Origin of the sequence: Chitinophaga sp. NPDC101104, assembly GCF_050277495.1 — a bacterium.
Taxonomy (GTDB): Bacteria; Bacteroidota; Bacteroidia; order Chitinophagales; family Chitinophagaceae; genus Chitinophaga.
The window spans coordinates 2,246,305-2,273,182 of the sequence record NZ_JBNNSF010000001.1 but is presented as its reverse complement, the minus strand read 5'-3'; the positions used below and the strand labels follow the sequence as shown (position 1 = coordinate 2,273,182).

Sequence of the window (26,878 nt, the reverse complement as noted above, 5' to 3'; positions counted from 1 at the left end):
AAGCCGCGGTTGTACTTTTCAGGGAAGTTTCAAAATACCCTAAAATTGTCGCGTTTGCGCCCCTTCAATCTGATTTGCCGGGATTATTTTTGGAATCTGTAAAACCACTATATGCAATCAAACAAGAAAGGGGCGTTGGCCTTTATTTTCGTAACATTATTGATAGACGTGATGGGTTTTGGCCTGATCATCCCGGTGATGGCCGACCTGATCGCCGAGCTGAAGGGCATTCCGCTGAATGAGGCCAGTACCTATGGCGGGCTGCTGCTGTCCGTTTTCGCCATCATGCAATTCATCTGCGCACCGATGGTGGGCAACCTGAGCGACCGCTACGGCCGCCGGCCCATATTGCTGATTTCGCTGCTGGGCTTTGGTATCGACTATATCATCCTGGCCATGGCGCCAACATATGGCTGGCTGTTCGCGGGCCGCATCATCGCGGGGATTACCGGGGCGAGCTTTACCACGGCTTCGGCCTACATCGCCGACGTGAGCACAGACGAGACCTCCCGCGCCAAGAACTTCGGGATGATCGGGGCGGCCTTTGGCCTGGGCTTCGTGCTGGGGCCTGCGCTGGGCGGGCTGCTCGCCAAATTCGGGCTGCGCGCGCCGTTTTACGCAGCGGCCGTGCTTTGCCTCATCAACTGCCTCTACGGTTACTTCCTGCTGCCCGAATCGCTGGCGAAAGAAAACCGCCGGCCGTTCGACTGGAAGCGCGCCAACCCTTTCGGCTCCCTGAAATTCCTCACCCGTCACCCCGAGATCGCCGGGCTGTCAGTCGCTTTTTTCCTCATTTACCTGGGCAGCCAGGCGGTGCAGGGCAACTGGAACTTCTTTACCCAATACCGCTTCGGCTGGCATTCTGATATGGTTGGCTGGTCGCTGGCGCTGGTAGGCGTACTGGTGGGCGCCGTGCAGGGCGGGCTTACCCGGGTGATCGTCCCGAAAATCGGGAATGAAAGGAGTATTTACGTGGGATTGGGGCTCTATACGCTCGGAATGGTACTTTTCGCATTTGCCAACCAAAGCTGGATGATGTTTGCTTTTCTTGTGCCCTACTGTTTGGGCGGGATTTGCGGACCTTCCCTGCAATCGGTTATCGCCGGTCACGTGCCGGCCAACCAGCAGGGCGAGCTCCAGGGAGGGCTGACCAGCCTGATGAGCCTCACGACCATCTTCGGGCCGCTGATCATGAACGGAACGTTCGCTTATTTTACTTCGGCGAATGCGCCGTTCCATTTCCCGGGCATCCACTTTATCATCGGCGCTGTTTTCATGGGGCTGAGCATCGTGATCATCAAGCGGGTGTTTATGCGGGAGAAGTCCAATCCCTCCGTCGGGCATGTGCTCGAGCAGACACAGGCGGCTACGGAAATGCCGTTACACTAATAAGGATACGATATTGAAGAAAGGGCCCACCGGAGCGGTGGGCCCTTTTTTATTCCAGCGCCTCTTCCGGCAGGCTGTCCTTGCTTTCCAGTGCCATACCCGTTACCAGCGGCAATATCATCAGGGAATTGAACAGCAGAAATATGTTGAAATCATCGACAGTTGTATCCGTCAACATATAATGCGCCTGAAAAATCCAAAAAGCGATCATTTTGAAACCGGCAGTAGCTACAAACACACACACCGGGTAGCGCATCGGCCAGCAAAAATGTAGTACCCCCACGACGAAGCCAGCAGTTATTAACGATGAAAATACATACCATCCCCAAAAACCCTTTCCCCCATGATTCAATCCTCCCAAAATGAAAAGCACTGTGATAGTGCAAATCCCCAGGGTTATCGGGATCAACGCCAGACTAAACCAACTGAACGGCCGCCTGCCCAATATCAGGCTCAGCGGGAAAACCAGGAAAAATGCGAAATCCACTTTATCACCAAGCTCCAGAGAAGTGCTGCGAATGGCCAGAAACAATATCGTAGCCACCACATAAATAACCATCGTACGCGAAAAATCCTGCCAATTGAATATGATTGATTTCATTATTGCTTTTTTCTGCATCAGTATACATCAAGCCGCTACTTCCTCCTTTTTCATCGACAAGCTTACCGCCAATGGTAGGAACATCAATGAATTAAATAACAAGAAAATATATGCCGGCTCGTTAAAAAAAATGATTATTCTCTAATTTATCCAACACCTAGAAAGCGATAATCTTGCATAACGCCGTTGCCACAATGGTCCACATAGGGAACCTGAGCCGAACGACATTATGAATCGCTACCACAATAGCCACAGCTGTGATAACAGATGAACCCGCACGTATCTTCCAAAGCACGATTTCATTTTCATCGTAATACATTTGGCCGAACAATACACCCCACGCTATTAATACAAAGACCAATGTGAGCACCACAATATTCGCATGAAACCGTCCAATCCCAACCATTAAAGCAGCCGGAAATACGAAAAAATCAATACCGGCAACCAACCAATGAAACGCCTTGCTGTCGAAATCCTGAAAAAGCACCAATAAGCCTACAGTCGCCGCTACGCCAGCCAGGTAAAAAAGGGCTATCCGTATGAAAACGCGAAGATCGAAAGGAGTTGATTTCATAGTCATGGATTGGTAAATAATTAATCACACTACACCTGTACATCTGCTTCCTTTACCGATATGCCCAAGGCCAGCGGGAAAATCATAAAAGTCTGGAAAATCAGGAAAATGGAAATCCGGGGCGCAATACCCCAATTAAGAAACACCAGATCCTGGTACCTTTGGATCCCGTAATATGCAACCAGCAAACAAATTAGCGTGAGCAGCATCGTCCATTTCTTGAACAGGATCCGGGCCCGGCAATTCACCAGCAACGTCATCGTCGCCGAAACGAATACCGCGCAGGAAAATGAAGCCCACCAATAGCTTTCGAAAAGATTTTCCGCCAAAGGGCCTATTACAAAAGAGTTTATCCAAAATATTAGCAACACGCCAAAAGGCAATAAAATAAATTGCTGCCACCGAAATCGTCCGATGGCAAAAATTAGCGTACCGGCAATCACAAATGGATATCCGCTGATCGCCAGGAAATCACTTTCCCAGAACTCGTTCGTGAGCAGGAACGTCCCGGTCCACACCGCAGTTGCGACCAGGTAAAACAAAATCGTTCTGAAAAACATGCGGGGGTCAAAAAAGAATTGGCGCATAGGCAGGGGATTGTTACCGGCAAATTACGCCAATCCCCTCACATTCCCACCATCACCCCTCCAGCGCCCGGCGGAGGTAATTCACCTGGCCGAGATGATAACTCACGTGCGTAAGGATGTGGCTGAGGAACCAGGCGTACGTAACGTCCTGCTCCATGAATTTGCGGGGGAATGTGGCCGTGAGGGTCCCTTCCGGTTGCGCATTCAGCGTTTTCACCACCATTTCCCGGCAGGCGTCGAGGTCGCGGAGCATCGCTTCCCGGGGGACGTTCCTGTTGGCGAACTCGCCTTCACGGTCGCGCACGAAACCCGTATGGCCCATGGTGTTGCCCACAAAATGGTTCAGCGAACCGGTGAGGTGCAGGCAAAGCGTACCGGCCGGGTTAATGATGGCGCCGATCGTTTTCCATACGTTTTCTTCACTTTTGAAAGCAGCGATCTCTTCATGTAGTTTCTTCAGATCGCGGTCGAGCAGTTTCGCCCAGGCCGACCAGATTTCCTTTTCGGGGGATACTTGTGTCATCGTCGTACAATTTTCATCAAATGTACCTTTTTATACCATTCAGTCAAATTATATTTATCGATACGCCCATCAAGATAAAAAGCGGCCCCGGAACATCCGGGAGCCGCTTTTTTATAAGTGCGAGCATTTGCTATTTGGCGTTGGAACCACCGTCTATCACATATTGTGCGCCGGTGATGAACTGGCTGTCGTCTGACCCGAGGAACAGCACCAGTTTCGCGATTTCGATGGGCTCTGCATACCTGCCGAGGGGAATCCCCGCGGCGAAGCCTTTCTGCATTTCCGCCGCTTTACCGGGCGCGTAGCCTTCTTCGATGGAGCGCATCATCCGGTTGTTGACCGGCGAAGGATGGATGGAGTTCACGCGGATCTTACGGGCCGCCGCTTCCAGCGCTGCGGTTTTCATGATGCCGAGGGTCGCGTGTTTGGAAGTAACGTATGCCACGAATTCGGGCGAACCGCCTAAGCCGGCCACGGAGGAGGTGATGATCATGCTGGCGCCGTCGTTCATCTGCGGCAGCACGTATTTGCATCCCAGGAACACACCTTTCACGTTTACGGCCATCACTTTATCGAACACGTCTTCCGGGAACTCCGTGATGGGCGCCACGGCCCCTTCGATACCGGCGTTGTTGAAGAACACGTCGATCTTCCCGAATTTCTTCACCGCTTCTTCCGCGTATTTTTTTACGTCTTCAGGCTTCGTCACGTCTGCCGCCACATAAGCCGCGTTGGGGCCCAATTCTCCGGCGATCTTTTTCAGCGCACCTTCATCCAGGTCTACCAGCACCACTTTGGCGCCTTCGTCGAGGAACAATTTTGCGGTCGTCTGTCCGATACTGCCTGCGCCGCCCGTGATCAGGGCTACCTTGTTTTCCAATCTTTTCATAATGCAATATTTTTTGAATGATACAATACGGGTGGATAGGTTTGACGGGATAAACGGGGCTTCGTTTGAAAGTATACCAAAGTTACCGGTTTGCGGATGCGGGAAACATGACAACTATCAGTCAACACGCTAATTAACGTTTTGTTCAGATAACAGAAAAATCAGGATATGACGGCCCCGCCGCCTTGCTGGAAGCGGATTGCGGAGCAATTAACGTTTGACAGGATTATTTACCGCGGAGCTTTTTCAGTTGCTGCGCGGCGTTGCCGTTGTTGGGATTGATGCGGAGGGATTTTTCGTAATTGGCGATCGCGGAAGCCTTGTCGCCGTTCTCCATGTAAGCTTCGCCAAGACTGTCCCACACGTTGGCCGATTCCGGATGATCGGCCGTATTCTGTGTGAAGACGGCGATGGCGTCGGTGGTTTTCTTTTCACGCAGCAAAGCATACCCGAGCATGTTGAGCACGTTTTCCGGGAACTTTTCCTTCCGGCCGGCCACATATGCTTTCATCGCCTTTGCCGCGCCCTCTTTGCGGATAGACAAGAGCAACTTTTCCGCCGCCGGATCGAACTTGTCATATGTCACCCATTTCACGATACCCTCCTGGTTGCCGCCGGGCGCGATGGCGAGGAGGTCTGCAGCGGGAGAAAGCCCGTTGGCGCTATTGGTGAAATAAACGATGCCTTGTTGCTTGTCGATATCCACAACGAACAACGCTTTGCTATCGCCCTGATCGCCCCAATGCCAGGCGTAACGGCCGGTGGAAGTGCTGTCCAGCCCGATGCCCAGGCCCCAGGCCAAATCCGGTGATTCCTTCGGATCGGGAAAACTTTGCCGGCGCAACATGTCATGGAACAGCACAGGACCGATCCTTTTGCCGGACAGCAATGCAGACAGGAAAAGCGCGTAGTCGGTGGCCGTCGTCCGGAGGCTGTATGCGGCGTTCACATTCGTATAGTCGGCAGGGTAAGCCGTTTCGCCCAGCCAGTTGTGCCGCGGGGCATAGAGTTGCCGCGAAGCCGTATCGCAGACCATACTGCTGTGGATCATTTCCAGCGGCGTAAATACGCTGTCTACCGCCAATTCCGCGTAAGGTTTTCCCGTAATTTTCTCCATCACTTTCGACAGCAACACAAACCCTTCGCCCGAATATTCGAACCGTTCGCCGGGCGCGAAAAGGAACGTGAGTTTCTCCGAGTCCCGCCAGTTGGGGAACCCGGCGGTATGCGTGAGCACCCGCCGCGCGGTAACGGCCGCAAACCGGGGATCGTCTCCCACGTCGTCATTATTGCCGAGATAATCGCGGAGGGGTTTATCGAGATCGAGCTGGCCGCTGCCGGCGAGTTGCATAGCCATGTAAGCGGTGACTACTTTCGTGAGGGAAGCGGCTTCGAAGCGGGTGTTGGCGCGCACGGGCACGCCGGTGGCTTTGCTGGCGACGCCGAAATGCCTCACCCAGGCCACCTGCCCATTTTCGATGTATGCGATGGAAAGTCCGGGTATGCGGTCCCTCGCCATCAGTGCGGGAATGCGTTCGGACAGCTGTTGCGGGACTGACGATTGCGCGCCTGCGGCGAGCGTGGCAATAAGGAAGCAGAGGGTAACCAGGATGCGGGACATGGGAAAACCGTTAAGTTTCCCAATATCGGGAATTTCCCGGAAGAAAATCAGAGGGGGACGTTGGTGACGGTATAGCCGGCTTTGCGCAGGAGCATGATGAGTCCCTGTTTGCTGATCAGGTGATCGTGCCCGACGGCGATGAACGCGGGATCTTTTGTAATGATGCCGGGGATTTTCTCCATCCATTTTTTATTCCGGGCAATGCCTACTTCCAACGCATATCTGTCTTTCGCCGTGAAGTTGAAATAGTGCGGCAACTTGCGGCTGCGGTATGCCAGGGTGGCTTGCCGTTGACGGGCATCATCGGTGGCACCAATTTCTCCCTTGATCTTGCTGACCAGTTTCGATGCGTCTTCCCGCATTCCCGCGGCGGCTACCACCGCCGAAAACTGGTCATGGACGGTTTCGAGGGGAAGTACGGGTTTGCCCAGAGCCCCGGCGGTTTGGCGGAGATAGTCGTCGAGGTACGGCCCGGTTTGCCCGCCGGGGCTGGCAGGCGCAAATCCTTTCAGTTCGGCGATCAGTATGTTGACGCCCTGCGGCTTCAGCCGGGCAATTTTCGGCAGGAGGCTGGCTTCCTCCCCTACCAGGTGCAACCGGAAAAAGGCCATCAGGGTGTCGTAGTCTGCCCGGGACATATAATTCTGGAGGGAATCTCCTGCCGGGAATTCGATCACGTCCGAGTAATCGGTGCCAGCCGGTTCGGGGATCGCCTCGCACACATAGACTTTCGCCTGGCGGAGGGCTTCACCGATCCGGGGGAAGGAATCCGCGAAAGCGCCTTCAATGGTATGCATCGTGCCCAGGAGGTACGATGGCGCGGGGAGGCCTTTGCCGGTGATCTTCCATAACTGGTAATAGATGTCCTTTTGCTGGGAATGGCCGGCCAGCGTGAAAACCAGGGCCGAAATGGTGAGGGCGACGAAACGGTATAGCTGCATATGCATTATCAAACAACAATTATTCCAAATATATAATATAAGTTATAACATATGAAAAATCCATTTTGCAAAATGAGGGATTCTCCTATCTTTACAATCGATTTAATTCCATGAACTGAAAAAAACGGTACGACCACGTTGAATTGAACATGAGCATACGCCTAACATTCAAAACAATTTTCTAAAAGCATATAGTAACAATGAAATCACCAGGCTGACAATGAGCATGCTGGTGACAGGAAAGTAAAACCGCACATTTTCCTTCTCTATCCGGATATCGCCGGGCAACCTGCCGAACCACCGCAGTTTGTCGGAGAAGAAATACAGAATTATGCCGAGGGCAACGATCAGCAGGCCGATCATGATGAGTTGTTTGCCAAGTTGCGGGTTCATTATCCAAATATAAGCAGCCGACCGGTGCTTATCACCTTGAATATGAACTTTCTGTTACCCTTGCGTTAATACATCGGATTACTATACACCTTATTTAATTTTACACCTCGAATAAAAATGCTAGCTGCATGAAACACATCCTCTCTCTTTTGCTTTGCCTTAGCTGTCTGGCCGTGCCCGGGCTCCGTGCCCAAACCACGCAGGCCTCGATTTTCGGGGTCGTATCGGACGAAAACAAACAACTCATCCCCGGCGCATCGGTGATGGTAAAGAACAATTCAACCGGCTTTACCACCCGAACGGTGACCAACAACAAAGGGGAATACAACTTCCGCGAGTTGCCCCTCGGCGGCCCCTATTCCATCATCGTGACCTATGTCGGCTACGCCACGTACGACGCCGGCGGCAACTTCCTCAACCAGGGCGACGTGCTCCGCCAGAACATCGTCCTCAAATCCTCCACCGTAAACATCGGTGAAGTGAAAGTGGTCGGCAACGCCCTGCGCAACAAGCGCGAGAACTTCGGCGCCGCCACCACCGTTACCGCCCGCGACATCCAGAAGCTGCCCGTAAACGGCAGGAACTTCACGTCGCTGGTAGACCTGTCGCCCCTCAGCCGCGGCAGCAACCTCTCCGGCCAGCTGGCCTCTTCCGTGAACTTCACCATCGACGGTACCTCGGCCCGCAACCCCACCTCCGGCGGCGGCTCGAACAGCCGCACCGGCGCGCCTTACATCATTTCCATGGAAGCGATCCGCGAGTTCAAGGTGGTAACGAACCAGTACGACGTCACCTATGGCCGCAGCGGCGGCGGTACCATCAGCACCGTAACCAAATCCGGCACCAACGAATTCACCGGTAGCGCGTTCATGTTCGGCCGTACCGACTGGGCTTCCAGCCGCTACGACATCCGCGGCGCCAAACGTAACAGCGAATTCTCCACTTACCAGTACGGCTTCGCCATGGGCGGCCCCATCGTAAAGGATAAAGCGCACTTCTTCGTCACCTGGGACCACCAGGCAGACGCCCGCCCGCTCCTCATCGCCGAGATCAAAAGCCCGGAAGATGAAGTCCGCCTCAACATCACCCAAAACACCCTCGACCAGTTCCAGAACATCGCGCGGACCAAATACGGCGTGGCCAATTCCCCGCAGTTCGGCAACTTCGATAAAAAACGCGGAACAGACGCCATCTTCGCCCGTGTAGACTGGCAGCTGAACGAGAAAAACCTCCTCACCATCCGCAACAACTATATCAACGACCGCAACTTCCAGGGGCGCGACGATAACACGACCATCAACATGTTCGAATCTTACGGCGACGCCAACGTATACAACAACAGCTTCCTCGCTACCCTCCGTACGGTGCTCAACCCGAAAGTGACAAACGAGCTGAAGCTCCAGCACCTGTATACCTTCGAGGAAAGCGTGCCCAACAAACAGCTGCCCCGCGAAAACATCCCGCGCGCTATCGTGGAAAACATTACTTCCACCGTGAACGGCAAAACCGTGAATACGAACATCCAGCTGGGCGGACAGCGCTATTCCCCCGAGCATTTCTACAACAACATCGTACAGCTCGTGGATAACGTGTATTTCAGCACCGACAAGGCGAATTTCACCTTCGGTACGGACATCATGTACAGCCATCTCAACTCCCTTTACGGCAGTGAAATGAACGGCCGGTTTTATTATCGCGGGATGGACGCGTTCAACAACAACACGCCCTACCGTTATGCCCGTGAGGTAGCCATCGGCGGCAACCCTGCGCTGGACCAGAACGTGCTCAACGCCGGCCTGTACGCGCAAATGCAGACCAAACTGGCGAAAGGCCTGGAAATGATCGCCGGTCTCCGTGCGGATTACACCACCTACATGAACAAGCCCAACTTCAACCAGACCGTTTTCACCGAACTGGGCCTGAACACGCAGAACGGGCTGAACTCCTTCATCCTCCAGCCGCGTATCCAGTTCAACTGGGACATCGCCGACAAACATACCGATTACCTGCGTTTCGGCGCCGGTATCTTCGGGTCGGACATCAACAACTATGCGATGATCAATAACCAGCTGTTCGACGGTACGAAAGTGATTTCCATCGACGTGACCGATCCGGCGCTGCTGCCCGTTCCCGACTTCATCGGTTACCGCAAGAACCCGAGCACCGCGCCGGGCGAAGCGTACATCGCAGAAAAGAACCTGCCCCGGACCGGCACCATCAACATGAACGGGAAAGACGCCCGTATCCCCGTGGTGTACAAAGCGAACATTTCCTATAACCACTTCTTCACCGACCGCCTCAAAGCCGGCATTACCTTCTTTACCACCATCGCCCGCCACAACTATATGTACGTGGACCGCAACATGGTAGACAATCCTTACTTCACCCTCGCCAACGAAGGCGGCCGCGGTGTTTACGTGCCCGCATCCACCATTACCGACAAAGGGATCATGGACTGGCAGAAGGGCCGCAAGACCACCAACGTGGGCCGTGTGCTGGAGCTGAACAGCGGCGGTAAAGTGAACCAGTTCGCCGTGGTGCTCGACGCAACCTGGCGTTACTGGAAAGACGGTGAAATTACCGGCAGCTACACCTGGAACGATTCCAAGGACAACACCTCCTACAACGGCGACGTGGCCAATACCGCTACGCTCGGCCTCATGGTGAAAGACAACCCGCGCGACCTGAGCCACATGACGTATTCCGACAACCAGTTCCGCCACAAAGTGGTGTTCTACGGCACCCTGCCGTCCTGGAAAGGCTTCAGCGTCGGCATTCGCTACTCCGGCCTTGGCGGTACCCGCTACTCGCTGGCGGTGAACGGCAACGTGAACGGCGACTTCGTGACGTCCAACGACCTGGCTTACATCTTCAACGTGAACGATCCGAACGTTTCACAGGTGTACAGAGACGGCATCAACGGCATCCTGAACAATCCCAACGCCAGCAACAGCCTGAAATCCTACATCCGCGAGAGCATGGGTAAGGTAGCAGAGCGCAATGGCGGCGAAAACGGCTTCTTCGGCATCTGGGACCTCCGCATCGCCAAGAAATTCAGCTTCGCGAAAAGGCATGGTATCGAACTGTCGGTAGACGGTTTCAATATCGCCAACATGCTGAACAAGGATTGGGGTACCAACAAATCCCTCGGCAAACAGAACATCTATACCACCACCGGCTTCGACAAAGCGAAGAACGAAATGGTATACCGCGTAGGTGCCAACACCGGTGTGGTAAGCCCCGGCGGCACGCCCTGGCAGGTGCAGTTCGGCGCCCGCTACAGCTTCTAGTCATTCCGAACAGAACAGTAATAACCCGGGAGGGACCGCCGCATGGCGGTCCTTTTCTTTTGGGGCAGACCGCAAGAATCGGGCTGGACGGCTGCCGCGGAAAACGTAAATTGCCCCATGATCGAGCACCTGCATATGGGAAGCACCGCCGCGGAAAGAAGCGCCCGGTTCCGGGAATTGTTCCGGAAAGGGAAGATCGCCTTCGGCGGATACCGCAAAGGCCGGATTTACGGCACCTTGCGTTGCGCCAGCGGGAAACGGATGCTGGACCGGAACCGGGTGTTTTTCTCCAGTGAGGAAGAAGCCCTGGCGCAGGGGTACCGCCCCTGCGGCCATTGCCTCCCCGCCAAATACAAACAATGGAAAGCCGCGAACAACATATGAACCTTTTGCCCAAAGACGGCGACGTGCGCCTGTTCCCGCATTTCTTCCCACCACAAGAAAGCGACCGGCTACTGCATGCGTTAACGGAAAACATCGCATGGAAGCAGGAGCCCATCGTCATCATGGGCCGCCAGGTAATGCAGCCGCGCCTCACGGCCTGGTATGGCGACGAAGGAAAAGTGTACACCTATTCCGGCGTTACCATGCAGCCGCTGCCTTGGACGGAGGAGCTGCGCTACATCAAATCGAAGATCGAGCCCGTGGCCGGCGTGGTTTTCAACAGCGCGCTGCTCAATTTTTACCGCAACGGCAACGACAGTATGGGCTGGCACCGCGATAACGAGCGTTCCCTCGGCCCGCAGCCCGTCATCGGTTCCGTGAGCTTCGGGGCGGCGAGGTATTTTCAACTTAAACACGCGAAAGAAAAAACCCTGCGCCAACAGGTGGTACTGACGCACGGAAGCTTCCTGCTCATGCGCGGCCATACGCAGGAAAACTGGTACCACGGCGTCCCGAAAACGGCGCGGGTCGCGGAGCCACGCATCAACATTACCTTTCGTATCATCATATAGCAACTGGATTGCGCAAGAAGCGGGTTTCGGGGGAAGTGCAGCCGCGATAATTTTGTGGTATAAAATGGAGAAACATGGAAACGCAACAACAAATCGATTTTAACAGGATCGCTTCGGCCATCGCCTTCCTCCGGCAGCATTTCAAGGACCAGCCAGACCTGGAAGCCGCCGCAGGACATGTGCACCTCTCCCCTTTCCACTTCCAGCGGATGTTCCAGGATTGGGCCGGGGTAAGCCCGAAACAGTTCCTGCAATACCTCAGTCTCGACCACGCCAAAGGCCGCCTCATCCAGGGAGACACACTGTCTGACGCGGCTTTCGAAACCGGCCTGTCCGGCACCAGCCGCCTGCACGATCTCTTCGTCAAAATTGAAGGCATGACGCCCGGTGAATTCCGGAACGGCGGTGCGGGCTTGCAGATCAACTATAGCTTTGCGGAAAGCCCGTTCGGCCCGCTGATCGTAGCCTCCACCGAAAAAGGCGTTTGCCACATGGCTTTTGCCGATGCAGGCGAAGCCGAAGCCCTGCGCGACCTGCAGGAAAAATTCCCCCGGGCCGTGTACCGCCAGTTCGTGGACGTGAACCAGCAAAACGCGTTGTTTATTTTCGGGCAAGACTGGAAAAAGCTCCCCGAGATCAAGCTGCACCTGAAAGGTTCGCCTTTCCAGGTCCGCGTTTGGGAAACCTTGCTGAACGTACCGATGGGCGGGCTGGTCACTTATTCGGGACTGGCGGAACAGGCGGGCCATGCCGGCGCGTCGAGAGCCGTGGGCACTGCCGTGGCAGCTAATCCCGTAGCCTTCCTCATCCCCTGCCACCGCGTGATCCGCGCTTCCGGAGACGTGGGCCAGTATCACTGGGGCAGCAACCGCAAATCCGCCATGATCGGCTGGGAAGCGGCGAAAGTCTCCTGAATTCCTTTCTTACATTAAACCAGTATCATGCATCCAACCGCAAACGCCCTCCTGCAGAGGGACTGGCCGCTCATTGCCCGGCAGCTCCAGGAAAACGGGTATGCCATCATCCCGCAGGCGCTAACCCAACAAGACGCACAAGCCCTCTCCTCCGCCTACCACGAACCTGCATTTTACCGCAAAACCATTGTGATGGCCCGTTACCGCTTCGGACTGGGCGAATACAAATATTTCCGTTACCCGCTTCCTCCGCTGCTGCAATCGCTGCGGGAAACGTTGTACGCACAGATCGCGCCGGTGGCCAATAAATGGATGGAACAGCTGGAAACGGGGATCTCGTACCCCGCCGAACATGGGGCCTTCCTCGAACGCTGCCGCGCCAATGGCCAGGAGCTTCCGGCCGTGCTGATCCTTCAATACGGAACAGGTGGTTTTAATACCCTGCACCAGGACCTGTATGGCGATGTATACTTCCCCATCCAGGCCGTCCTTTTCCTCGACGAAGCCGGGAAAGACTACACCGGCGGGGAATTCGTGCTCACGGAGCAGGTGCCCCGCGCGCAATCGAAAGCCATCGTGCTGCAGCCCGGCAAAGGCGATATCCTATTATTCACCACACAGTTCAGGCCGCTGAAAGGAAGCCGCGGGTTCTACCGCGCGCATATGAAACACGGCGTGAGCGCGCTCCGCTCGGGGCACCGGCATACGCTGGGGATTATCTTCCATGATGCATCGACGTGATCCGGGAATCTGAAAGCACGGTTGCCTCTAACTATGTAGGCCACCGTGCTTTACGGATTTGAAACTTGTTTATTGAAATCGATCGAGTAATGGCGAAGGGCTATATCAAATAACTTGCGTGGATCATTAACTTCACTTTTCAGGTTATGGAAACGTCCCAGCCGATAACCGGTTATAGGCTTGTAATGAAGTCATAACAGATATGCATATCCTCATATCAGCTTTTAACCGCCAGGCTCCTCCACAAATAGGCTACCATATAGCTTTCCCAGCCTTTGAACTTGCGGTAGAGTTTTTCCATGGCGGCCTGATCGGATTTACTGGAAATGAGTTGATGGGATAACAGCGCATTGAGCAATCCCGCATCGCCATGCGGAATGCAGGTAGCATCGCGCAGGCTTTTCATGAGCGCGTAGTTGGCCGACCAGATGCCGATGCCGCGCAGGTCTGTCAGCGCCTTTCGGCGCGCCTCCAGGCCCGGGAGCGCCAGCAGCGCCGCTTTGCTCACATGCCCTTCGGCGAATTGTTGGGCCACGCCGATGATGTATTCCGCTTTCCGGCCGGTAAATTGCATGGCGCGCAACTCCGCCGGATCGGCCTGCGCCATCACGGAAGGCGCGGGGAACAGGTGGTACGCCGTTCCCCCGAAATCGAAACTTTCGCCCCAACGCTCCACCATCCTGCGTTTCAGCCGGTAGGCAAAGGGCAGGTTGATCTGCTGGCCGATGATGCTCCAGGCCAACGCTTCGAAAAGATCGGGAATACCGATCAGGCGAAGGCCTCTGAACGCCTCGGGCATATATGCCATCGCAGGAATTCGGGCGAGCTTGTCGTAAAAGGGAAGAATATCCTGCTGCGGCGCGAGCCATTCATGGATGTACGCCCGCAAGGCAGCTTCCGTCCCCGGATTAACTTCACCTTCCAGCAACTCGGCCATAATGCCTTCCGGATGCGCGCGGAGGTCCACCAGCACGGGGTTTCCCGGCAAGGGCACGAGCTTCCTGACGCGGGCTGGCAGAATGGTATGCATACATTCGTCGAACCCCCGGTCCAAAAACCAAAGGCATTCGTCGAAACTGAAAGGATCGGCAGCGGGAATAATGAAAGTTCGGGCAGACATGGCCGCAAAGTTAACGCAGCCGGTTGGTTCAGCCACCCGAAACTTGCGGAAATCGCTCCACCTTCCCGTTATCACCCATGAGCACCAGCGCCGCCATTCCCGCGAAAATCCCGTGCTCCACCACGCCCGTGATCGCTTTCAGCTGCGCGCCCAATGCCGCGGGGTCGGATATCAGCCCGAAATCCGCATCTATCACGGCATTGCCTTCGTCCGTCAACACCCCGTGGCGAACGCTGCTGCTGGCGCCCATGGCGGCGATCCGGTCTTGCACATAGCGCACGGCGAAAGGGATCGTTTCTACCGGCACGCGGAATTTGCCCAGTTGCGCTACCCGTTTCGAAGCATCCGTCATGATCACCAGCTGCCGCGACCGCACCGCCACGATTTTCTCGTGCAGCAACGCCGCCCCGCCGCCCTTAATGAGATCGAGGGAAGGCGTGAACTCGTCGGCCCCGTCGAGCGTGATATCGATATACGGCACATCGTTGATATCCACCAGCGGAATGCCGAGCGACCGCGCCAGTTCCGCAGTTTGGCGGGAAGTGGGCACCCCTTTGATGCTTAACCGTTGCTCCGCAATGGCTTGCAGCGCGAACCTGGCGGTGGAGCCTGTCCCCAAACCGACCGTCATACCGCTTCGGAGCATCGAAACCGCCGTTTCAGCGGCGAGTTTCTTATCGTTATCCTGTTGAGAAGTCATTCCGGAATTTACGTCATTTCCCGGTTTGCGGGATTTCGTAGATTGCTGTAGTTTGATCAACCACCTTACATGCAACATACCTATCTGACTGCTTTTGTATTCGTTTTCATGTCGTTGAGAGCCGCCGCACAAGACGCATCTTCCGTTATCCGCGCAGAACGGGGCTTTGCCGCGCATGCGGTGCAGCATGGCGTAAAATCGGCCTTTCTTGCTTTTACCGACAGCACTGCCGTCGCTATGGACAACGGCGAATACGTAAACGCCCTCGAACAATGGCGCCAGCGGCCGGAGAGCGACATCCAGCTCATTTGGGGGCCGCAATTCGCCGGCGCCTCGGGCGACGGCGCTTCCGGGTTCACGACCGGGCCGTATTACATGAAACATCCCGGGGCGGATACGCTCCTGCTCGCCGGGCAATACACCACTTTCTGGGTGCGACGACCTTCCGGTGACTGGAAATACCTCATCGATTTCGGTATCCGGTTTCCCAAAAGGTTATATGCCGATCCGTCCCCCAACCCCATTACCGTTTCCCTCACGCCCGATCCGCAGGCTACGGCCAACACGGCCGAAGACGCGTTCCTGCAAAAGTACCGCACAGCCGGAAAAACAGCCTACGACGATGTGCTCGACGAGCATTCCTGGCTGAACCTGGAACGCAATGTTCCGGTATCAAAAGCGGATGGTTTCCGTGAACTGATCCAACGGATGCCGCTGGCCCCGGATTTCCGTCCTGCAGGATCGTTCCTTTCCGCCGCCAAAGACCTTGCCCTGGTGTACGGTGACGCGGTGTACGAAGGCCGGAAGGCGCATTACCTGCGCATCTGGGGGCACACGCCGGCAGGATGGAAGATCCTCGTGCAGGTAATGCATTAAAAGCTGCGGCAGGCTACATGAAGAACTGCTCTGAAACCACCTTCCCGTCTTTCACCTGGTACACGCAAAGTTCTTCCCAGGTAGTCCGTGGCCGGTCTTTCATGGTTACGTCCATGCTCAATACAAATGCGATCACGTTGCCGGTTATGACGGTATCCCGGACGTCGAGGCTGTGCATCGTATCTACCAGGGAATAGAACTTCTCCCCCTTTTGGAGGATATTAGCTTTGCCGCTGGTTTCCTTCTGGAATTCCGGTGTTTCAACTGGTTCGATGCTTACGGCGTCGTCGGCAAACAGTTCGTCCACGGCCGTGTGGAAATCTCCCGCACGGCAGAGGGTTTCGAGGCGGTAAGCGATTTGGGCGGTAGTCATATGGAATCGTTTTCCGAAAGCACAACAAACCGCAGGCCGGTTTCGTTTCAGCCGTAATTTCAACCGTACGATCCGGCATTTCGCGGAAAATATGCAACACTTCAGTTTGCCAAAATCTGCCAAACGCAATACAGCAGCAGTTTTCAATAACGTAACCAGTTGGCCTCCGGGCCGGGAATCTCTCCTGAAATTGGCGTACCTTCCCGCCAACTTGGACGGTTATGAGCAAGTCTTTTATGGGAAAAATAGCAGCAGCACTGAAAAAGAGCGCATTCAGCAATATTACCTGGGGCGAAGCGGCGGGCTATTGCCTGCTGTTCGTGCTGCAGGATTTCGTCCTGTATATCCCGGAAGTATTGCTGGGCCGGGTAGACGCTGTTTACCTGCGGATGATCTGCTGGGATTCGTTGATCCTGCTGGCCGTGAGCGTGCCTTGCTGGTACCTGGTGTTCCGGAAGTTCCGCGACCGTCCGCTCCGCTTCCGTTTCCGGCTGCATTTGATGCTCATCCCTCTTTTTTGGGGCGCCTGGCTGGGAGGGACGCAGCTCTATAACTATATGGTGGGCCAGCCGCTTATGCAGGGGATCTACATTCTGCGGTCGGTTTTCCCCGTTATCGTCTATTATCTGCAGTGTTTCAGCCTGCTGCACGTTTATTATTTTTTCCTGGAGCGGGAAGCGCAGCTGATAAAGGAAAAGGAACTGGCGGACGCGGCGTTCCGCAGCGAGATCAACGCCCTCAAAGCACAGATCCAGCCGCATTTCCTCTTCAACACGCTCAATTCCATCAGCGCCAGCGTGCCGATCGAACAGGAACCTACCCGCGAACTGATCGCCCGGCTGGCGGATACGTTCCGGTATTCGTTATATTGTACGGAACATGAATGGGTGCCGTTGAAGGAGGAGATCCGCTACATCCGCACCATGCTGGAACTGGAGCACAGCCGTTTCCGGGAAAGACTGGAATTCAGCATCAGTCCGCTGAACGGCTCCGAAAACGTCATGATCCCCGCCATGCTGCTGCAACCGGTCGTGGAGAACGCCATCCGGCACGGGATCGCGCCGAGCATCCATGGCGGGAAGATCCATATCGACATCGCCCGGGAATCCGACAAACTGCGGATCGAGATCAGCGACACCGGCGTAGGGTACAGCGGGGAACTGGCGGAAATCGGGAGAAGCACCGGCGTGGGCCTGCGCAACATCCGGCAAAGACTGGAGCTCCTGTTTTCCGAAAGCCTGCTCATCCGCCGCAACCAGCCTTCCGGCCTACGTTTCATATTTTATACACATACCAATCGACCCTCATGAGCCGAAAAACCGTACTGATCATAGACGACGAAGAAGCTTCCCGATTCCTCATCCGCCAGTACCTTGCGGATTTCCCGGACATCGCAGTGGCCGGCGAATGCCGCAATGGGCTGGAAGCTGTGCGCGACATCAACGCCCTGAAACCCGACCTCATCTTCCTCGACATCCAGATGCCCGCCATGAACGGCTTCCGGGTACTGGAGGAGATCACCCATATCCCGCTCATCATTTTCACGACGGCCTACGACCAGTTCGCGCTGCAGGCGTTCGAGATGAATGCGCTGGACTATCTCCTCAAACCCTACACCCGAGAACGTTTCAGCAAAGCGATGGAGCGCATCCACCGGGCCGATCATGCCCAGAACCTCCACTTCCTCGCAGATGCGCAAACCGTCAATTTCCCCAAGCGCATCCTCGTTGAAAAAGGCAACCGCCTCAAAAGCATCGCCGTCGATGAGATCATCTATCTCAAAGCGGAGAAAGACTACACGCAAATCCATACCCACGACCAATCTTACCTCAGCTCCCAGGGAATCGGCATCATCGAAAAGCGCCTCGATCCCGAGAAGTTCATCCGCATCCACCGCTCCCACATCGTCAACATCCTCCACATCCGCGAAGTGTACCGCGATATCAGCAAGATGTTCCTCGTCATGGAAAATGGAACGGAGCTCAGCATCGGCCGCAATTACGTGGATAACCTGAAAAAACTGATTTACTAGGGTACGGTTCGTCGGGAGATGATGCTGTTCGTCGCCCTGCCATGCCGTTCGTCGACTTGCGCGGGAAGCTACGCCGGGCGGCCCTACCTTTCGGCAAAATCGATCCCATGCACAGTTTCAGGTACTGGCTCCGGCAGTTGTACGCTTTCCTCGGCAGGGAGCCCCGCAGCAGGGTGCAGCCCTGGCGGAACAGGATCAGGATGTAAAGTGAACTTATTGCTGCTGGCCGCAATATGCCCGGAGGCTTTCCTCGGCATAATCGCCGCCGAGGTCGCGGGCTTTGGTCCAGTCGCGGCAGGCGCCGGCCTGGTCGCCCAGGCGTTGTTTGGTGTTGCCCCGGTTGAAATACACGGCGGGATTGAGGGCATCCAGGAGGATGGCCTGGTCGTAGTCCGCCAGCGCGCCGGCGTAATCGCCCGCTTCGTCTTTATTGACGGCCCGGTTGATCCAGGCTTCCTTGAACGAGGGAGACAGCCGCAGGGCTTCGTCGTAATCTTCCCGGGCTTTGGCGTTGAGGAGCAGTTCGTCTTTGGCGATGGCGCGGGAATACCAGGCGTTGGGGTTTTCGGGGAAGATGCGGATGGCGGAAGTAAACTGGATGGCACAGTCGCTGAAGTTGCGGTTGGCGTAGGAAGCCAGTCCCCGGTCGAAGATTTCCGCCAGTTTTTCGGGTGCTTCGTCGGGATATTGCAGCTCCGCGGGCGCGGGGGCGGTGGAGTAGCCATCCATCCGGCAATCGTGCTCAAAACCCTTGAGGCACATATCCATCACGAAATACAGGAGATTTTCCTCGCTCACGGGGAACGGGGTGGTGAGGCACCCCATTTCGATGATCCCGCCGCCCGACTGCCGCGTTCCCGCCACTTTCATTTTGTAAACGTCTTGCAGGAAATATCCCAGCTTTTCCAGCTTCTGGCGGTCGTCCGACACGAAATACACCTCAAATTCCGCCAGGGCGAATTCCTTCCAGCCATTTTCGAGCATGCGCCTGTAAACGTCTGCCGCCAGCACGATTTCCTGGGGCATTCGCTGAAAAAACTGATCGCGGGAATAGAACCTGGCAGCCATATATTAGGATTTTGAACGGCAAAAATACGCTTTTCAACCGTAAAGCGATGGTGTTCAGGGACTACCACGAAGCCGAAGGTTTTTTATCTTTGCACCATGCCACTTTCCGAATTATCGGCCAGATCATTCCTATTCCGACTGCTCAACATAGGCATCACACCGGATATGCCGTTCATTGAGGCACGCCGCACGCGGCTCCTCAATCTGCTGACCGTTCCCTGGATCCCCGGACTGGTATTTTTCGCGATCACCAACTTCATCCAGGAGCGGTACCTCCTGTCGTTCTTCAACTGCCTGAACGTGGCATGCAGCGTCGGCACCGTTATCCTCACCTGGAAACAACGGTACCTCAGCGCCAGGCTCTTTATCATCATTTCCAGCATCATCATTTACACCATTACCGCCCTCATCTACCGGAACGGGGTCGAATATTTCCTCCTGAACATTCTCATCGTGACCGTACTGGTGTACGACGACAAATGGCTCATCATGTCGCTCTCCTTCGTGATGATCGCCTCCTTTCTCGCGGTCCGCTTTTCCTGGATCGATTTTATCCCCGAAAGGCCCGTCCCGCACGACCGGATCATCTTCAACGTGGCCTGGGGGCTCTCTTTCATCATCATGGCCCTCTCCTACTTCAAGCGGGTGCACGACGATTACGAGGAAGAGAAGGAAGTGCAGCGCCAGGCGCTGGTAGCGCTGAACCGCGACAAGGAAAAACTGTTCAGCATCATCGCGCACGACATCCGCGGGCCCCTGGCCACGCTGGAAATGTTGCTGGACATGTTCCGCAAGGGCGAATACCCGGAAGCAGACATGAAAGATGCGGCCGACGAGCTTTACAAAAAAGTGAACCGCCTGGCCGGTACGATGGATAATATGCTGCGCTGGAGCATGGGCCAGATGAAAGGCATCCGCGTGAAACCGGTCCACGCTTCCCTGGCCACCCTTTCCGAGGAAATCGTGGCACTGTTCGAAAACGCCATCCGGGAAAAGGAAATCCATCTCCGGGTAGACGTGCCGGCCGATTGCTGGGTGTATGCCGACCGCGACCAGGTGTCGGTCATCCTCCGCAACCTCCTTTCCAATGCCGTGAAATTCAGCTACCCCGGCGGGGAAATCCGCATGTCGGCCATCAACGTCGAAGGCCAGGTTACTTTCCGCGTGCACGACCAGGGAACGGGCATCGCCCCCGAAAAAATTCCGCAACTCTTCACTTTCAAATCCGCGCCCGGCTACGGTACCAAGGGCGAGCGCGGCAGCGGGCTGGGTTTGCTGCTCTGCCAGGAATTCACCGCCCAGAACAAAGGCCAGCTGAACGTGCAGAGCGCACCCAGCCAGGGCACGCAGTTTACGCTCCTGCTCCCCGCCGGCAAACCCCAGCCGGTAAAAATTGATTCATAATATTTTATTCTAATATTTTATGTAATTTGCCGGGAAGATAAAACCCGAGATCGAACCATACCTATGAAACCACTTGCGATCCTCGTAACGGCGGCCCTGCTGTGCTGCTTGTCAATGCGGGCAAGCGGTCAGGGTGTATTGCGCACGCCGGCGTCGGATACAACGAAGTACATGATGAAGCAAGGCTCATACCTCGGGTTCAGACAAGTGAACCTGAGCATGGGGGAAATCGGGTTCGAAGTGGTGATCAGCAGCAACCTGAAAGGAAAATCCGCTCCCAGGCTGGAATTCCGGATAGACAGGCCCAACGGCAAGCGCAGCAAAAAACTCGGTTCCATCCGCATCCCAGACACGGCAGATACCACATTCAACGTAAAGCTCACCGGCCAGTTACGGCATGCTTTCGGCATCCACGACCTTTTCCTGGTAGCCAAGGGCGCCGGGGAATTCGAGATCTCGGGGTTCTCCTTTATTCACAATTATTTCGCGGAAAAATGATCAGCCCGCCAACACACCGCCGTCTATCGGTAGGATGCTGCCATTGCAATACGACGAATCGTCTGACGCGAAGAAGATGAACGCGCCGGCGATTTCTTCGGGCTTGCCCAGGCGGTGGATGGGCGTTCTTTCCTCCCATTTCCCGCGGATGTCGACGTTGAGGTCTTTCAGCAGCGGGGTTTCGATGTAATACGGGCAGATGGCGTTGCAACGGATGTTTTGTGCGCCATATTGCACCGCCACGTTCTTGGTGATGCCCAGCACACCGTGTTTCGCGGCGGTGTAGGGCACCAGGCCCGGTTCGGCCACGAGGCCCGCCAGCGACGCAAGGTTCACGATCACACCGCCGCCCTGTTTGAGGAATTGCTGCAGCTCGTATTTGACGCAGTAGAACTGGCCGGAAAGATTGATGTCGATGATCCGCTGCCAGACTTTCTCGTCGGTTTCGTGGATCCCGGCGTAGGGCGCGCCGATGCCGGCGTTGTTGAGCGCCACGTCCAGCCGGCCGTATTTTTCGACGGTGGCGGCCACGGCTTTTTTCACGCTTTCGAAATCGGACACGTCGATCGGGACGAAGGAAGCCTCGGCGCCGAGGTCTTTCAGTTGTTGAATGGCAGGCCCGTGGTCCACTTTTTCGAGGTCTGCGATCACGACGGTAGCGCCTTCCCTCGCAGCGGCCTGCGCACAGGCGAACCCGATCCCGGAATTGCCGCCGGTGATAAATACCACCTTCTTATCCAGTTTACCCATAACAGTAGTTTTTTTGTTGCCTATTTTTAACAAGCGGAAGCCCCGATTGTTTTTTCTATATTTCGGGCATGAAGCGCCTGATCCTCCTCTGCTGCGCCGCTGCGGCATTCCTCCCCGCCTCCGCTCAGCAAAAATCCAAACGGAAAATGTCCGGCAACCCCGTGTTCCCGGGCTGGTACGCCGACCCGGAAGCCATCATCTATGGCCGGAACTACTGGATATTCCCCACTTTCTCCGCCCCGTACGAAAAACAGGTGTTCTTCGACGCCTTTTCCTCGGCCGACCTCGTGCAATGGAAAAAACACGCCCGTATCCTCGACACGGCGGCCGTCAAATGGGCGAAACGCGCCATGTGGGCGCCGTCCGTGATCCGCCACAACGGGAAATACTGGCTGTTTTTCGGGGCGAACGATATCCAGAACGACCAGGAATACGGCGGTATCGGTGTGGCGATGGCCGACAAGCCCGAAGGCCCCTACCGCGACCATCTCGGCAAGCCGCTCGTAGACAAGTTCCATAACGGGGCGCAGCCCATCGACCAGTTCGTTTTCCGCGACAAGGACGGGAAGCATTACCTTATTTACGGCGGCTGGCGCCATTGCAATATCGCCAGGCTGAAAGACGATTTTACGGGATTCGAGCCGTTTGAGGACGGAACGGTTTTCCGCGAGATCACGCCGGAAAAGTATGTGGAAGGGCCGTTCATGTTCATCAAAAACGGGAAATATTACTTCATGTGGTCGGAAGGCGGCTGGACCGGCCCCGACTACAGCGTGGCCTATGCCATCGCCGATTCCCCTTCCGGACCGTTCCGCCGGATCGGGAAAATACTGGACCAGGACCCCGCCATCGCAAGGGGCGCGGGTCATCATTCCGTCATTCATGTTCCCGGAACGGAAAAATATTTCATCGTATACCACCGCCGCCCCATCGGTGAAAAAGACGCCAATTCCCGCGAAACCTGTATCGAAAAACTGGAATTCGACGAAAACGGCCTTATCAAACCCGTGATCATCACCCGCGAAGGCGTTCCGGCTATGAAATTGCCGCCCTTCCACTACGATAAATAACATACCATCCCCGAACCCGCGCCCCCGCTTTTTGTTGTAAGAAAGGCGGGGGCGCGGCCATTTCACGCCCGCCTGACCCGCCCCGACCACGATCAACGGCTCCGTTGACCGTCATCATTCCTGCTTCCATCACATTATCTGAATTTTATAGCATGAAAAAGATCATTGTTGCCCTCGACGGCCTTAAACTTTCGGAATCCAGTATGCAAACGGCCATTGCTGTCACCGCCCGGGAAAAAGCCCACCTCGTCGGCGTTTTCCTCGACGATTTCACCCACAACAGCTTTTCCATCGCTACCGCCATGGAAACCAACGACCTCGAAGCACGGATGGCCAAGGATAAACAGATCCGGGACAATGCCGTCAAAACATTCGAAAACGCCTGCCAGGCCGGCGGTGTCAATTTCACCGTTCGCCGCGATAAATCGTTCGCCCTGCCCGACCTCCTACGGGAAAGCATATACGCCGATCTGTTGATCATCGGCGCCGACGAAACTTTCACCCGTTTCCCCGAAGCCGCGCCCACGCGCTTCATCCGCGATCTGCTGTCGGAAGTGCAATGCCCCGTGCTGATCGCGCCCCTGAAATGGGAGCCGTTGGAAAAAACGGTGATGCTGTACGACGGGGCGCCGTCTTCCGTTTTCGCCATCAAAATGTTCTCCGCCATCCTGCCGGAAACGAACAAGCTGCCGGCTACTGTGATCACCGTTCGCGGGGACGACAACCACCACGTTCCGGAAAACCAGCTGATGAAGGAGTTCATGAAAAGGCACAACCCCAACGCCGCATACGAAGTATTGCAGGGCGATGCGGAAAACGCCATCCTCGATCACCTGCTGAAGGCAGACAGCAAAACCCTCGTAGTGCTGGGCGCCTACCAGCGCAGCACCGTGAGCCGCTGGTTCAAGGCCAGCATGGCCGATCTGCTCATGAAAGCGGTACCCTGCGCCTTATTCATCGCACATAACAAGTAAAAATGAGCCGGGAGAAGAAATCTGAATTATTGCGGATGCTGGAGTTCCTCAAACAGGAGAACATCCTGCTGAAACAACGGCTGATGGAGGCTTTGCAGCTGGATTCGTCGCGCCAGTTCCTGGAGCGTGCGGAATCCCTGCAGCAGCAGTTCCTGCAGAACGACCAGGCCCTCGCGCTCATGCACCACGATCTGGTGATGCTATACCAGAAGCATTCGGATGGTAAATCGTATTTGTTGCAGCGGGAAGGATTGGAATCCGACCTGGACAAAATGAAAGAAGAAATCGGGCACCTGCGGACGCAGTGCGCAGACCTCCCTAATTCAGGAGGCGCGCCAGCTTCTTACGGTCTTCCAGGATAATCTCGCCTTCCCGGATGCTGATGAGCTTTTCGTCGCGGAAATCTCCCAGCGTCCGGATGAGGGATTCCTTGGCTACGCCGGCAACGGCGGCCAGGTTATCGCGGCTGATGTCGATGCTGAACTGCATGCTTCCGGCCGCGTTGTATTTTTTATCGAGCGCCAGCAGGGCGTCGGCCACTTTGCGGCGCAGGGAGTTGTAAGCGATGCCCAGCAGCTGTTCTTCCTTTTCGGCCATGTTGTTGGCCAGCATCTGGATGAGGCGGCGCTGTACGGCGGGGTTCCCGTTCATGAGCGCTTCGAAATCCGCTTTCGGGATCATGGCGATTTCCGCGTCTTCCATCGCTTCGGCACTGTCCTGGTACAGTCCGCCGCTCAGCAGCGGCGTATACCCGAAGTAATCGCCTTCGTTGTAGAGCCCGGTGATGAGCTCTTTCCCGTTATCGTGCCGTTTGCTGGCCTTGATTTTCCCTTTAACAATGTAGAACAGGTTGGTGGCGTGTTTCCCTTCTGAATACACGGCCTGTTTCTTTTTGAACAGCTGCGTATTGCGCTCGTTCTTCAGCGCCTCCAGCTGGTCGCCGCCGCCGGTAACGGACAGCAGCGCCGAAATGGCGCCGGGGCCCTGGGCGATGTCTTCCTTCAGCTTACTGGCTTTCTGCAGGCGGATTTCGATGGCCTGGAGGAGCTCCATGGCGTCGAAAGGCTTGGTGATGAAATCATCGGCCCCCATTTCCATCCCTTTGCGCATATCCGTTCTTTCGGTACGGGCGGTGAGGAAGATGAAGGGCGTATGCTGGAGGGCGTTGCGCTTGTGCAGCATGTGCAGCACGCCGTAGCCGTCGAGCACGGGCATGGAAATATCGCAAATGATCAGATCCGGGTGATGCTCGAAAGTCATCTGCACGCCTTGCATGCCATCGGCTGCGGTCAGCACCTTGTAATTGGCCATGGTGAGGATTTCCGCGGTATTTTCGCGGATGTCGGCATTGTCTTCGATCAGGAGAATCGTGCTCATGGGTTGGGCGGGATTTGAAATGTCAGAATAAATTCGGTGCCGTTTCCTACCTGGCTGCGGCATTGGATGTTGCCGTCCATCAGTTCGGTATACTTGGCTACGATATGCAGTCCGAGGCCCGTGCCCTGGATATCCGACACGTTGTTACCACGGAAGAAGCGTTCGAAAAGGTGCGCCTGGTCGTCTTCGCTGATGCCGCGGCCCTGGTCGGCCACGCGGATCACCAGCTGCTGCCCTTCCCTTTCGGAAGATACGCGGATTGCGCTGCCTTCCGGCGAGAATTTGATGGCGTTGGACAGCAGGTTGAGGATGATATGTTTGAGCAGCGCCGGATCGAGGAGCGCTTCCGGATCACCGGTATGCACGTACGAAATGCGCTGGTCCTTTTTGTTGAGCTCGAAGAGCTCCTGAACGGTGGCGCCGATGATGGATTCCACGTTTACCGTGGCCGGCCGCACATGGATCCTTCCTTCTTCTATCTTGCCTACGCTGAGGAAATCATTGAGAATATCGGTCAGGAGGTTGACGGACGAAACGATCCGCTGGATGTGTTTTTCGCGCTGCGGCTGCTCTTCCGCTGCCGTATAGCGGGAAATGAGGTAGGATGAGGAAAGCACGGTGCTGAGGGGCGTCCGGAATTCGTGGGAGGCCATGGAAACGAAGCGGCTCTTCAGTTCGTTCAAATCCTTTTCCTTTTGCAGGGCCATCCGTAACTCATTGTCTTTCCGCTCTATCTCCTTCATCTGCATTTCCATCTGCTTCACAAGCTTGGACAACGATTCCGTACGATCCGCCACCTTTTGTTCCAGTTCCGCGTTCAGTTCGCGCAGCGCGTCTTCCGACTGCTTGCGCAGGGATATGTCGCTCACGAAGGCCACCACCAGGCGGCCGGTGGGCGCTTCATAAACGCCAAGACTGATCTCCACCGGGAATTCCGTCCCGTCTTTCCGCCGCGCGAAAAGATCCATTCCCATGCCCATGGGCCGGTTGTGGGGATGATGGCTGAAACGGTCGCGATGGCTCTCGTGACGGCCGGCGTACCGGTCGGGAATGAGTTTCTCCACCTTCTGGCCTTCCAGCTCTTCGGCCGTATATCCGAACTGCCGGAGCAGGAAAGGGTTGGACATGACGATATTGCCGGCCGTATCGGCCACCAGTATACCTAATGTCGCATATTTGAATAATACGTCGAATCCGAAATCTGCGTTTTTCATTTC

At 55.6% G+C, this 26,878-nt stretch carries 29 protein-coding genes; 14 read left to right on the top strand and 15 right to left on the bottom strand.

The window, feature by feature from the left end; all coding sequences use genetic code 11:
* Nucleotides 1-111: 111 nt before the first annotated feature.
* Nucleotides 112-1,389 carry a TCR/Tet family MFS transporter gene (locus tag ACQKLP_RS09115; protein ID WP_427322151.1) on the top strand — a complete coding sequence of 426 codons (1,278 nt, stop codon included), beginning with the start codon at nt 112-114 and terminating at the stop codon, nt 1,387-1,389.
* A gap of 49 nt (nt 1,390-1,438) precedes the next feature.
* On the opposite strand, the gene ACQKLP_RS09110 is transcribed toward ACQKLP_RS09115, so the two are convergent.
* The 8 genes from ACQKLP_RS09110 to ACQKLP_RS09075 form a co-directional block, all read right to left on the bottom strand.
* Nucleotides 1,439-1,990 (bottom strand): hypothetical protein, encoded by a 552-nt coding sequence (locus tag ACQKLP_RS09110; protein ID WP_427322149.1) that lies wholly within the window; start codon nt 1,988-1,990, stop codon nt 1,439-1,441.
* Nucleotides 1,991-2,147: 157 nt separating this feature from the next.
* The gene (locus ACQKLP_RS09105) at nt 2,148-2,564 is read right to left on the bottom strand and encodes a hypothetical protein (protein ID WP_427322147.1); all 417 of its coding nucleotides are present in this window, start codon (nt 2,562-2,564) and stop codon (nt 2,148-2,150) included.
* Between the two features lie 29 nt (nt 2,565-2,593).
* On the bottom strand, nt 2,594-3,151 hold the full coding sequence (locus ACQKLP_RS09100; protein ID WP_427322145.1) for a hypothetical protein: 558 nt from the start codon (nt 3,149-3,151) through the stop codon (nt 2,594-2,596).
* 52 nt (nt 3,152-3,203) lie between these two features.
* Nucleotides 3,204-3,674 carry a DinB family protein gene (locus tag ACQKLP_RS09095; protein WP_427322143.1) on the bottom strand — a complete coding sequence of 157 codons (471 nt, stop codon included), beginning with the start codon at nt 3,672-3,674 and terminating at the stop codon, nt 3,204-3,206.
* 130 nt (nt 3,675-3,804) lie between these two features.
* Nucleotides 3,805-4,563 (bottom strand): SDR family NAD(P)-dependent oxidoreductase, encoded by a 759-nt coding sequence (locus ACQKLP_RS09090; RefSeq protein ID WP_427322141.1) that lies wholly within the window; start codon nt 4,561-4,563, stop codon nt 3,805-3,807.
* Between the two features lie 226 nt (nt 4,564-4,789).
* Entirely contained in the window at nt 4,790-6,184 is a 1,395-nt protein-coding gene (locus ACQKLP_RS09085; protein ID WP_427322139.1) for a serine hydrolase, read from the bottom strand.
* A gap of 47 nt (nt 6,185-6,231) precedes the next feature.
* A complete protein-coding gene (locus tag ACQKLP_RS09080) occupies nt 6,232-7,131 on the bottom strand; it encodes a TraB/GumN family protein (RefSeq protein ID WP_427322137.1) in 900 nt (299 codons plus the stop codon).
* A 162-nt stretch (nt 7,132-7,293) separates the two neighbouring features.
* Entirely contained in the window at nt 7,294-7,518 is a 225-nt protein-coding gene (locus tag ACQKLP_RS09075; RefSeq protein WP_427322135.1) for a DUF2905 domain-containing protein, read from the bottom strand.
* A 128-nt stretch (nt 7,519-7,646) separates the two neighbouring features.
* Between ACQKLP_RS09075 and ACQKLP_RS09070 the strand changes: the two genes are divergently transcribed.
* The 5 genes from ACQKLP_RS09070 to ACQKLP_RS09050 all read left to right on the top strand — a co-directional run bounded on the left by ACQKLP_RS09070 (nt 7,647) and on the right by ACQKLP_RS09050 (nt 13,419).
* The gene (locus ACQKLP_RS09070; RefSeq protein WP_427322133.1) at nt 7,647-10,808 is read left to right on the top strand and encodes a carboxypeptidase regulatory-like domain-containing protein; all 3,162 of its coding nucleotides are present in this window, start codon (nt 7,647-7,649) and stop codon (nt 10,806-10,808) included.
* A gap of 117 nt (nt 10,809-10,925) precedes the next feature.
* Entirely contained in the window at nt 10,926-11,192 is a 267-nt protein-coding gene (locus ACQKLP_RS09065) for an Ada metal-binding domain-containing protein (protein ID WP_427322131.1), read from the top strand.
* A complete protein-coding gene (locus ACQKLP_RS09060) occupies nt 11,189-11,764 on the top strand; it encodes an alpha-ketoglutarate-dependent dioxygenase AlkB family protein (protein WP_427322129.1) in 576 nt (191 codons plus the stop codon). Before ACQKLP_RS09065 ends, ACQKLP_RS09060 begins: the two co-directional genes overlap by 4 nt.
* A 74-nt stretch (nt 11,765-11,838) precedes the next feature.
* Nucleotides 11,839-12,678 carry a bifunctional transcriptional activator/DNA repair enzyme AdaA gene (locus tag ACQKLP_RS09055; protein WP_427322127.1) on the top strand — a complete coding sequence of 280 codons (840 nt, stop codon included), beginning with the start codon at nt 11,839-11,841 and terminating at the stop codon, nt 12,676-12,678.
* Between the two features lie 27 nt (nt 12,679-12,705).
* The gene (locus ACQKLP_RS09050; RefSeq protein WP_427322125.1) at nt 12,706-13,419 is read left to right on the top strand and encodes a 2OG-Fe(II) oxygenase; all 714 of its coding nucleotides are present in this window, start codon (nt 12,706-12,708) and stop codon (nt 13,417-13,419) included.
* 217 nt (nt 13,420-13,636) lie between these two features.
* On the opposite strand, the gene ACQKLP_RS09045 is transcribed toward ACQKLP_RS09050, so the two are convergent.
* Nucleotides 13,637-14,539: a DNA-3-methyladenine glycosylase family protein gene (locus ACQKLP_RS09045; RefSeq protein WP_427322123.1), complete on the bottom strand. Its 903-nt coding sequence runs from the start codon at nt 14,537-14,539 to the stop codon at nt 13,637-13,639.
* Between the two features lie 28 nt (nt 14,540-14,567).
* On the bottom strand, nt 14,568-15,239 hold the full coding sequence (rpiA, locus tag ACQKLP_RS09040) for a ribose-5-phosphate isomerase RpiA (RefSeq protein WP_427322121.1): 672 nt from the start codon (nt 15,237-15,239) through the stop codon (nt 14,568-14,570).
* Between the two features lie 69 nt (nt 15,240-15,308).
* Here rpiA and ACQKLP_RS09035 point away from each other — a divergent pair, with 69 nt between their 5' ends.
* On the top strand, nt 15,309-16,115 hold the full coding sequence (locus tag ACQKLP_RS09035; RefSeq protein ID WP_427322119.1) for a hypothetical protein: 807 nt from the start codon (nt 15,309-15,311) through the stop codon (nt 16,113-16,115).
* Nucleotides 16,116-16,128: 13 nt separating this feature from the next.
* On the opposite strand, the gene ACQKLP_RS09030 is transcribed toward ACQKLP_RS09035, so the two are convergent.
* Nucleotides 16,129-16,488 (bottom strand): SnoaL-like domain-containing protein, encoded by a 360-nt coding sequence (locus ACQKLP_RS09030; RefSeq protein ID WP_427322117.1) that lies wholly within the window; start codon nt 16,486-16,488, stop codon nt 16,129-16,131.
* A gap of 221 nt (nt 16,489-16,709) precedes the next feature.
* Between ACQKLP_RS09030 and ACQKLP_RS09025 the strand changes: the two genes are divergently transcribed.
* A complete protein-coding gene (locus ACQKLP_RS09025) occupies nt 16,710-17,798 on the top strand; it encodes a sensor histidine kinase (RefSeq protein WP_427322115.1) in 1,089 nt (362 codons plus the stop codon).
* Nucleotides 17,795-18,520, top strand: coding sequence for a LytR/AlgR family response regulator transcription factor (locus ACQKLP_RS09020; protein ID WP_427322113.1), 726 nt, complete (start codon nt 17,795-17,797; stop codon nt 18,518-18,520). The genes ACQKLP_RS09025 and ACQKLP_RS09020 overlap by 4 nt, the downstream gene beginning before the upstream one ends.
* 213 nt (nt 18,521-18,733) lie before the next feature.
* Here the strand turns inward: ACQKLP_RS09020 and ACQKLP_RS09015 are convergent, their stop codons facing one another.
* Entirely contained in the window at nt 18,734-19,588 is an 855-nt protein-coding gene (locus ACQKLP_RS09015) for a tetratricopeptide repeat protein (RefSeq protein ID WP_427322111.1), read from the bottom strand.
* A 165-nt stretch (nt 19,589-19,753) separates the two neighbouring features.
* Between ACQKLP_RS09015 and ACQKLP_RS09010 the strand changes: the two genes are divergently transcribed.
* Together ACQKLP_RS09010 and ACQKLP_RS09005 are read left to right on the top strand one after the other, a co-directional pair.
* A complete protein-coding gene (locus ACQKLP_RS09010) occupies nt 19,754-20,992 on the top strand; it encodes a sensor histidine kinase (RefSeq protein WP_427322109.1) in 1,239 nt (412 codons plus the stop codon).
* A 171-nt stretch (nt 20,993-21,163) separates the two neighbouring features.
* Complete coding sequence (locus tag ACQKLP_RS09005) at nt 21,164-21,490, top strand: hypothetical protein (RefSeq protein ID WP_164714293.1); 327 nt, start codon at nt 21,164-21,166, stop codon at nt 21,488-21,490.
* Here the strand turns inward: ACQKLP_RS09005 and ACQKLP_RS09000 are convergent, their stop codons facing one another.
* Nucleotides 21,491-22,240, bottom strand: a complete 750-nt coding sequence (locus ACQKLP_RS09000) for an SDR family NAD(P)-dependent oxidoreductase (protein WP_427322106.1) — start codon at nt 22,238-22,240, stop codon at nt 21,491-21,493. It lies immediately after the preceding gene.
* 68 nt (nt 22,241-22,308) lie between these two features.
* Here ACQKLP_RS09000 and ACQKLP_RS08995 point away from each other — a divergent pair, with 68 nt between their 5' ends.
* From ACQKLP_RS08995 to ACQKLP_RS08985, 3 genes are all read left to right on the top strand, one after another.
* Nucleotides 22,309-23,310 (top strand): glycoside hydrolase family 43 protein, encoded by a 1,002-nt coding sequence (locus ACQKLP_RS08995; protein WP_427322104.1) that lies wholly within the window; start codon nt 22,309-22,311, stop codon nt 23,308-23,310.
* Between the two features lie 152 nt (nt 23,311-23,462).
* Nucleotides 23,463-24,284 (top strand): universal stress protein, encoded by an 822-nt coding sequence (locus tag ACQKLP_RS08990; RefSeq protein WP_427322102.1) that lies wholly within the window; start codon nt 23,463-23,465, stop codon nt 24,282-24,284.
* Between the two features lie 2 nt (nt 24,285-24,286).
* Nucleotides 24,287-24,646: a hypothetical protein gene (locus ACQKLP_RS08985; protein ID WP_427322100.1), complete on the top strand. Its 360-nt coding sequence runs from the start codon at nt 24,287-24,289 to the stop codon at nt 24,644-24,646.
* Here the strand turns inward: ACQKLP_RS08985 and ACQKLP_RS08980 are convergent.
* Together ACQKLP_RS08980 and ACQKLP_RS08975 are read right to left on the bottom strand one after the other, a co-directional pair.
* Nucleotides 24,603-25,661, bottom strand: a complete 1,059-nt coding sequence (locus tag ACQKLP_RS08980) for a response regulator (RefSeq protein WP_427322098.1) — start codon at nt 25,659-25,661, stop codon at nt 24,603-24,605. The genes ACQKLP_RS08985 and ACQKLP_RS08980 overlap by 44 nt on opposite strands.
* Nucleotides 25,658-26,875, bottom strand: a complete 1,218-nt coding sequence (locus ACQKLP_RS08975) for a PAS domain-containing sensor histidine kinase (protein ID WP_427322096.1) — start codon at nt 26,873-26,875, stop codon at nt 25,658-25,660. The genes ACQKLP_RS08980 and ACQKLP_RS08975 overlap by 4 nt, the downstream gene beginning before the upstream one ends.
* Between the last annotated feature and the right edge of the window lie 3 nt (nt 26,876-26,878).